The 8,280-nt window shown below is 46.2% G+C and carries 4 protein-coding genes; 3 read left to right on the top strand and 1 reads right to left on the bottom strand.

Going from position 1 to position 8,280, the window contains the following annotated elements; all coding sequences use genetic code 11:
- Positions 1-79: 79 nt before the first annotated feature.
- Positions 80-568: an Hcp family type VI secretion system effector gene (locus tag ABWV76_RS21900; RefSeq protein ID WP_020413589.1), complete on the bottom strand. Its 489-nt coding sequence runs from the start codon at positions 566-568 to the stop codon at positions 80-82.
- Positions 569-1,164: 596 nt separating this feature from the next.
- Here ABWV76_RS21900 and ABWV76_RS21895 point away from each other — a divergent pair.
- From ABWV76_RS21895 to ABWV76_RS21885, 3 genes are all read left to right on the top strand, one after another.
- Positions 1,165-3,783 carry a bifunctional serine/threonine-protein kinase/formylglycine-generating enzyme family protein gene (locus tag ABWV76_RS21895; protein ID WP_020411090.1) on the top strand — a complete coding sequence of 873 codons (2,619 nt, stop codon included), beginning with the start codon at positions 1,165-1,167 and terminating at the stop codon, positions 3,781-3,783.
- Between the two features lie 73 nt (positions 3,784-3,856).
- A complete protein-coding gene (locus ABWV76_RS21890; protein ID WP_020411091.1) occupies positions 3,857-5,818 on the top strand; it encodes a ShlB/FhaC/HecB family hemolysin secretion/activation protein in 1,962 nt (653 codons plus the stop codon).
- 56 nt (positions 5,819-5,874) lie between these two features.
- Positions 5,875-8,280: two-partner secretion domain-containing protein (locus ABWV76_RS21885; protein WP_353377280.1), on the top strand; the 2,406-nt coding region annotated here is incomplete at its 3' end.

Genomic DNA, 8,280 nt, shown 5'->3' with positions numbered 1-8,280 from the left:
CACTCAGCTAAAGAACTGGAGGGCGGTAGCCCGCAGGTACTCTGCAGGCCACCGTTCAACCCGAAAAGAGTCGAACCAATTACAGCGGAGTCGCTGTGGTGAGGTCGTATCCAACCTTCATGTTCTTCGGGTTCTTGTTAGTCTTATCAGCGTGGTCGAGTTCGGCTTCGATTTTGGCAAAGCTCAGAGATACGGACTCCTGAGGAGCACCGCCGGCAGAAGCACCAATGCTGTAAGAGGAGATGATTACGTCAGTCAGCTTGTAAACAGCGTACTTTTCTACAGAGTTGGCGCCGGTCTGTACAACATGAATCTCTACGGGCACACCTTCGTCGCCAGTGACAGAAGACTTGAACAAACCACCGGAAGAAGCGTCAATACGCTTGGTGAAAGTGACTTCGCTCAGGCTGGGGCGAGAGGCTTCACGGTTGGAGGTAGCACCGGCTTCCATGGTGATACCGCGGCCAACACCAAAGTTGAAGCTGTCAACTTCGATCCAGTCTTCGTAACCTTTGGCGGTGACGTTGCCTTTGGTGGCTTTGTTATTGAAGTTCATGTAGATAGCCATGGGGATTCCCTCTTGGTTGGCTTTTGATGTTGGTGGTTAATCCTTTACCACGGCGATGAGTCAGTAGCTCAGGTAACGTCGCAGTGGCAACTGGGGTGATTTAAACAGAGAGAAAAGCAAAAAAAAACCATAATTTTTCGTTATTTAATCGACTCTGGCACCAATTATCCGAAGCCCTTTTACTGTTGTTGGGTATATGCCCGCTGAGCGTATTCGACTCTGACACCAATTAAATATACAGAGAATTACGGTTTAATTTTCCGTCCCGCCAAAATTTGGAAGAAATATGAAAATATTAAGAATTGTTAGCTTCCTTGCACCAATTAAAATTATTTCAATTATCGGGGTTGTTTAAAAAACATGCATGTAAGCCTATGTAATTGGTTGTATTCATTGGCAAGCATTCCGGTTAGCTGCACCACTACTGGGATAGTGTACTTATGACGCCTGTAGGCAAATTATTTTGAATATACCTTGATTGTTGCTCCTTAACCTGTTCGATATACTTTGCCACTTTAAATTACCTTAATTGATAAGCCCGTAACATTTTTGTTATGCATTTGGATATTTGGTAGTACTTTCCCAAGGAGGCGGAATTGAACGATAAGACACGTATTGTTCGGCCGAGTGGCTCTCCGCCCGGCCCGGAGCAAGCTGCAGGTGGGTTAACGGAAGATGGTGATGTCACTGTCGTTGTGCGCCAGGATGCTACCGGTTCAAATGACCATCCGCCAGTTCGTGGAGCCCAAGCGATAATTCCCAATGCTGCTGCAGATTTTGGGACTGATGCTACCGTCTTCAGTCCGGCCCCGCACAAAGCTTCTGTTCAGAAAGAAGTCGGCACTAAGTTAGAAGGTGGAATACCGGCTAATCCCATCGATACTCCTGACTCTTTCGAACCCTTACCCTCAGGTGCTGTTACAAAGACCGTGATTAAAGGGCGTTTTGAGCTTGACAAACTCTTGGGTGTTGGCGGTATGGGGGCAGTTTATAAAGCTCTCGACCGCCGAAAATTAGAAGCTAACGACAGCGAACCCTATGTCGCTATTAAGCTGTTAAACGATGATTTTCAGAAGCACCCTGATGCCTTTATTTCCCTGCAACGTGAGGCGCGCAAGTCTCAAACTCTAGCCCATCCTAACATCGTAACGGTTTATGATTTTGACCGTGATGGTGACCGCGTCTTTATGACGATGGAATTCCTGGAAGGGGCACCCTTGGATAAGCTTCTGCGAGATCATGCAGATGTGGGGCTTGAACCAGAAAAAGCGCGATCCGTATTTACGGATATTTGTCAGGCACTGATCTATGCGCATTCACATAAAATCGTCCACTCCGACTTTAAACCGGGCAATATTTTCGTCACCAGTAAGAAAGGCGCAAAGGTTTTTGACTTTGGTATTGCGCGAGCAGTATCGGAAGGAGGAATTGCGAATAAAACTGGTGAGACCACTGTATTTGATGCTGGCAGTCTTGGGGCACTGACGCCCGCTTATGCGAGCTATGAGATGTTGAAAGGGGGAGAGCCAGCCCCCTCTGATGATGTTTATGCACTGGGCTGTGTGGCCTATGAATTGTTTTGTGGTCGCCATCCCTATGACAAAACTCCTGCGGATAAGGCTTTTGAGCAGAAGTTACGTCCAAAGCGCATCAAGGGGCTGAACCGCAGAGAATGGCGTGCCCTTGAGTCTGCCCTGGAACTGAAGCGGGAAAATCGTACCGATACCGTCGAAAAGTTTGTGCAGGCATTCTTTATTAGTAATACCTGGAAATGGGTTCTGGGTAGTGCCTTTGCCATGATGCTTATTGGCGCTGGATTTGGTTATAACCACTTGGAGCAGCAGAATACCGCCGAACAAGAGAGGGTAAAAATAGAGCTTGAACGAAAATTGCAGCAGGAGCTGTTAGAGCGCCGAATCAGTGATAAGAAAGAAGCGATTAGCCGGCTGATTAACTTGAGTATCTTAACTCCCGCCTGGGAGAACGACCTCCGTCTGGAGCTGAAGGAATACTCAGAGCTGAACCCTGGTGATGATGACTTTCTGGATGCCTCACGGCGTGAGATATCTGAGCTGTTCTTAGCTGCCGCAACTGGTCAGCTTAACTTGGGTAACCTGGACCAAGCCGACCTAATGCTTCGAAGTGCTGCTAACTGGTATGGGGTATCCAGCCGGGCAGTGGCGATTAAATCCCAGTTGGCGACTGATAGGGAGAATTTACAGGCACGTCTTGAAGCTGAGCGTTTGGAGGCTGAGCGAGAAGCGGAGCGCCTGCGCTTACAAGAAGAGCGGGCCGAGCGTCGTCGTCTGGCTACAATCAAGCAGAAACAGGTAGATGCGATTCTCAATGAGATGGAAGCGGTTCTGACTTGCAGCTTTGATATGAATGTGGGGGCTATTGGGGCGCAACTTTCCCAGCTCGCGAAAGTGGACAATATCAAGGCCCAGCAGATTCGTCCGGTTATCGGTGAAGAACTCAGTACCTGTGCTTCCAATCTGGGTGCAAAAGACCCGACCCAAACAGAGGCTCTGGTGGATGAGTTTAGGGCGCTTCTCCCCAGCTATCAGCCTCTGAAAGAGCTCAAGCTGGACTTCTGTGGGCACCTGGTACCAGGAAGTGGCGGTAGAGGAGATCGCTACAGTTGTCGTGATCGTCTTGCAGATGGTAGCAAAGGCCCGGCGATGGTCGTTATCAAAGGTGTAAGTGGCAGGCCTCTTGCTGTTGGTAAATATGAAATAAGTAATCTTGATTTGAAGCAATTCTGCAGTATCACTAAGCAGTGTAATTCGCTGGAATTCGGTGCCGACAATATGCCAGCTAATAACGTGTTATTAACTAGTGCAGAGGCATACCTAAGTTGGTTAAGCGACGAAACTGGTTATAGTTACCGTCTACCCACCGAGCAGGAATGGTTTGCCGCAGCCAGTGCGAATGGTCAGGAAGAGCTGGCTGATCGAAATTGCCACCTTAAATATGGTGGTATCGAGAAGGGAGCTGAATTTGTCCCAGCGCAATCCGGCTCTTCTAATAGGTTTGGCTTGGTGAATTCAGTCGGCAATGTGCAGGAGTGGGCACGTGGCACCGATGGTGAGTTGCTGGCCTTAGGGGGTAATCGCTTGGACCCCATGAGTCGCTGCCTGGCTACAACAAAGCGGCTCCATAATGGTCAGGCAGATGAATTTACAGGGTTTCGCATCGTTAGGGATGTTAACTAAATAATTGTAATTCGGCCTTTCCCAATTAGAAGTTCAGGGGGGCAAATAAATAAGAATTTTATTTGGGGGAGTTATGTTCTGGCTCAAACAAAGCAAACTGGCACTCTTTATTAGTGCCAGTTTTATGCTACTGCAAATGCCTGCTAAAGCTCAGGAGGAGGACTCCAGCTTTCGAAGTCGTGTAAGGCAGGCATTCGATCAAAATACACCAACTGTTAGCGAAGTAGATGTAACAAAAGACTATCTCCAGCGGACTTTTGAGGCGGAGGACCCAAACCTTAATACTGAAATCCCCGAAATTTCCCAGCGTAATCAAGGGCCACGTATTACTGTCAAAGAGTTTCGGTTTCACAGGTTAGAAGAGTATCCAGAATTTGGTATTGAGCGCACCACCATCGAGAAGATGGCTGAGGATTTGCGCATTAAATATATGAAGGAAGATAAGATTCTTGCCAGTGGATATACCGTAGAAAATTTGGAAGAGCTGGCTATCTTACTGGGAAACATGAATGCCCAATTTAATCCGGGAGGCCTTGGCCCTGCAGAATTAAAAAAGCTGGTCAGTGTTATAGAGAAGCAAAATAAGGAACGTGGACTAAGTTATGGGGACCTGGAAGATATAGCTGCAGAACTTACTAACTTTTATCGCCGTCAAGGTTTGTTCCTTGCTCAAGTACAAATACCTGCGCAAGACGTTGAAAATGGTGTAGTTACTCTCACTGTTCAGGAGGGGCTGCTGGGACAGGTTGTTGCTGAAGATAATGAGCGTTACGCCCTGGATCAACTTGCAGAGCCTTTCGAAGGCCAAAGAGGGGAATTGGTGAACCATGAAAGTATTGAGGAGGGGTTATACCTTCTCAATGATCTACCGGGCCTAAATGTTACTGGGTATTTTAGCGCTGGTGATAATCCTGGAGAAACCAAACTTAATTTGAAAGCGCGTGAAACAAGCTCTTATAAGGCTTCTTTAAGGTTGGATAATCATGGTTCTCTTTATACAGGTAATGAAAGAGCCTATGCCACGGTTGATTGGCTGAATCCACTGGGTATAGGAGATGCGTTAACGGTAAGCTATTTAAAATCTGCTCTTGAAACGGATGAAAAGCTTGGTTCTGATTTGGGTCAAATTAGATATAGTTTCCCTGTATTTTCTCCTCGTACCAGACTAGAGATTTCGGCAGATCATAATGAGTTTAATCTCTACGATGAAGAAAATAAGGAAAATGTTATCAATGCACTCAATATATCCGGTATCAATAAAAGTTATGCCGTTTCTCTAGATCATAAATTCCGTCGCTCTCGGGATTTCAATTTGACAGGCTCTTTCGGAATAACAGAGAAGGAATCTGAGCTTGAGGGGGCGATTGCTTTTACAAACGATCATGTTTATGGCGGTGAGGTTGGTGTTTATTTGGATAGTCTCTCTAATGGCCTTTTTTCCATGTTGAATATAATGAATGTGAATCTTCAATATGGTGAGCATCAGAATGATGTTGAAGCTGGCAGAGGGGATGATTTTAATAAAGTGGCGATCAATACCAGCTCTTTGCTTTTTCTTCCTATCCCTTTTATAGATGAGCAATCAAGACTTATCTTGAAAGGACGAGCACAATATAGCGAAAGCAACTTACCCGGGTTTGAACAGATGTCATTGGGTGGGGCTAATGGTGTACGAGCATTTGCAGTGAGGGATTTTTCCGCTGATAAAGGAGCGGTCTTATCTGCAGAGTGGTACGTGAATTTTCCTGAAGCGATCAATCCGGTTCTTTTCGGGCAGCGCTTAAACGACATTGTACAGGTTGCCCTTATAGCAGATGTTGGTTATGGCTTTGTTAATAACTACGAAGAAACACTTGATGATGATTGGGCCAGGTTCTCTGGGGCGGGTGTACTCTTCAAATTCAGTTGGGATGATCGGTTCTCAAGCAAAGTTTCTATGGCTTGGCCAATTATGTCGAGTACCTCGATAACAAATATTGCTGTTGGTGAAGATGAGCCAACGGTTTATGCTGATTTTTCAATTTTTTATAACTAATTATTAAATTTCTGAATTACTAACGAAAACAAAGTTCCTCTTCGCAGGGTTCTGGTATGAAAGCTAAAAAGAAAACGCTTGAAGTAAGAAGATTAGTAACTGCAATAAAATTATCAAGCCTTGCTTATGCTGGTGTGCTTGCGGGGATTTTGAGCCCCATGGCTTATGCGGGTCCTGAGGGCGGTGTAGTGACCGGAGGTGAAGGTACGATTGATGTGGATGGTTCAACCACAACAATCGATCAGGCCACTGATTTGCTATCGATAGATTGGGAATCATTTAACCTAAGCCCGGAAGAACTGGTCAAGTTTTTACAACCTGATTCCTCATCCATCGTACTTAATCGTATTTTAGGGCAGGATCCAACTACGATTCACGGATCAATTGAGGCGAATGGACATGTAATTCTTGTTAATCCGCGAGGAGTGCTTTTTACTGAAACTGCAACAGTGAATGTAGGTGCCATCACCGCTTCTGGGCTTGATATGAATCCAGAAGACTTCATGAATGGGGACTTTATTTTCCAGGGTGAAGATGGTTCATCGGGTATTGTCGTAAACCGTGGGGTAATTAATGCATCCAGTGCGCTATTGGTAGGAAAACAGGTTACCAATGCATCTTCAGGGTTGATTAGTGCAGAGCTGGTTAGTTTGGCTGCGGCTGATGAAGCATTACTCACATTCGATGCGGATGGGCTTATTGGTCTCAAAATTACTAAAGAGGTCATGGAGAATGAGCTGGGTGTAGATAGTGCCATACTAAATGAAGGAGCTATTGAGGGCGCGCAAGTATTAATGGAGGCTAGCGTCTCTGGTGATCTATTTACAGCTGCAGTAAATAATGAAGGTTCGATAAAGGCAAAAGGCATTGATACCAGCGGGGGAAAAATTCGCTTATTTGGTTCTGGTAGTGGTGTTGCCAACAGTGGAACTTTAGATGCCTCAGGCATAGCTGGTGGTGAAATTGTATTAGAGGGTGATACTGCTGAGCACACCGGACAAATAAGTGTTACGGGTAATTCCGGAAATGGTGGTTATGTTGCGGTGTTAGGTGACGAGGTTTTCCTTGCAGGCGATATTGATGCTCGTGGTACTGATTCCGGCGGTGAGGTACTTATCGGGGGAGATTATCAAGGAGTAAATCCCGAAATTCGCAATGCCGAATTTACGACGGTCACAAGTGAGGCAAATATTAATGCGAGTGGTATTGGAAATGCTAAGGGTGGCAAGGTCATCGTATGGTCCGATATTACTACGGAGTTTGGCGGGACTATCCTGGCGGAGTCAGGGGCTGCTGGCGGTGATGGTGGTTTAGTAGAAACTTCTGGTAAGCAATACCTTCATCTTGATGAAGAGGATATGTTTGTATCCACATTGAGCCATGGTGATGGAGAAACGGGTAACTGGCTACTGGATCCAGGCTGGATGGAAATTGCTGACGATCCTTGTGTCACAAACAATTGTGTTTCGGTTTCAGCTGTAGTAAGTGCACTGGCGAATAATAATATAGAGATCAGTGTTACTGATGCTAATAATGGTTCAGGTCCCGGTGGACCTGTAACCCCATCTGGCGGTGATTTTTCAGATGGAATTCTTGTTGCTGACTCCATTGCATGGACTACGGCTCATACTTTGACGCTGACCTCGTATAGCGGTGTAAAAATTGATAATGGAGTTACAGTTTCAGCAGTAAATGGTGGCTTGACAGTTAATGCTGGAGGGTCGTTTACCAATGAAGGTTCAATTACTGTTTCCGACTTCTCTCTCTCGGTTGGTGGTACAGATGACAATACGATTAATGAACTTGGTGATATCACAGTCACAAACTCCGGGACCGTTGTAGCTAACAGTGGTGACGACTTGTTTACGCTATCAGATAGCGCCGATTCCTTAATAGTCAATGGGACTAAATCTTTTTCTATCGATGCTATCTCTTTTTCTGGGGTGGAGAAGGTTGATTTGGGGGATGGCACCGACAGCGTAACTGGCGCAGACGGTGTTAACTGGGAACTCACTGGTACCAACTATCAAGCAAAAAATAGCGGGATCACCTTTAGTAATGTCGAGAATCTCACAGCGACGAATGCAGCTCTTGTGGGTACAACGAATGCAGATGCATTTATTTTACAGGCCGATGGGAATGTAAAAGCTTATGAGCTGACGGTTTCCGGCATGTCCTCCGTGAACGGCAATGGCGATAGTGATAGCCTGGATGCCAGTGCTTACAGCGATGGCCTGGCGTTGACAGGCGCTGTGAACCAAGTCACTGCTGAATCAGGCACCCTGACTTTTGATGGTATCGCCAGCGCGGTGACCGCGACGTTGACCGGCAGCAGTGGTGTCGATGCCTTTGAGATTACCGGCAACAATGCCCTGGATGTTGCGGACATCAGCTTTAGTGGGCTGAGCACTGTCAATGCAGGTTCAGGTACCGATAGTGTTGCGGCATTGGGAGTTGTGACT

The sequence above is a fragment of the Microbulbifer sp. NBRC 101763 genome (assembly GCF_040371615.1).
Taxonomy (GTDB): Bacteria; Pseudomonadota; Gammaproteobacteria; order Pseudomonadales; family Cellvibrionaceae; genus Microbulbifer; species Microbulbifer variabilis.
Note: the sequence above shows the minus strand (reverse complement) of the source record. Positions and strands in the feature narration are given on the sequence as shown.

What these genes read in the sequence shown, in the direction of transcription:
- ABWV76_RS21890 (WP_020411091.1), top strand. Translation starts at nt 3,857, where the DNA reads ATGTTCTGGCTCAAACAAAGCAAACTGGCACTCTTTATTAGTGCCAGT.
- ABWV76_RS21900 (WP_020413589.1), bottom strand. Translation starts at nt 568, where the DNA reads ATGGCTATCTACATGAACTTCAATAACAAAGCCACCAAAGGCAACGTC.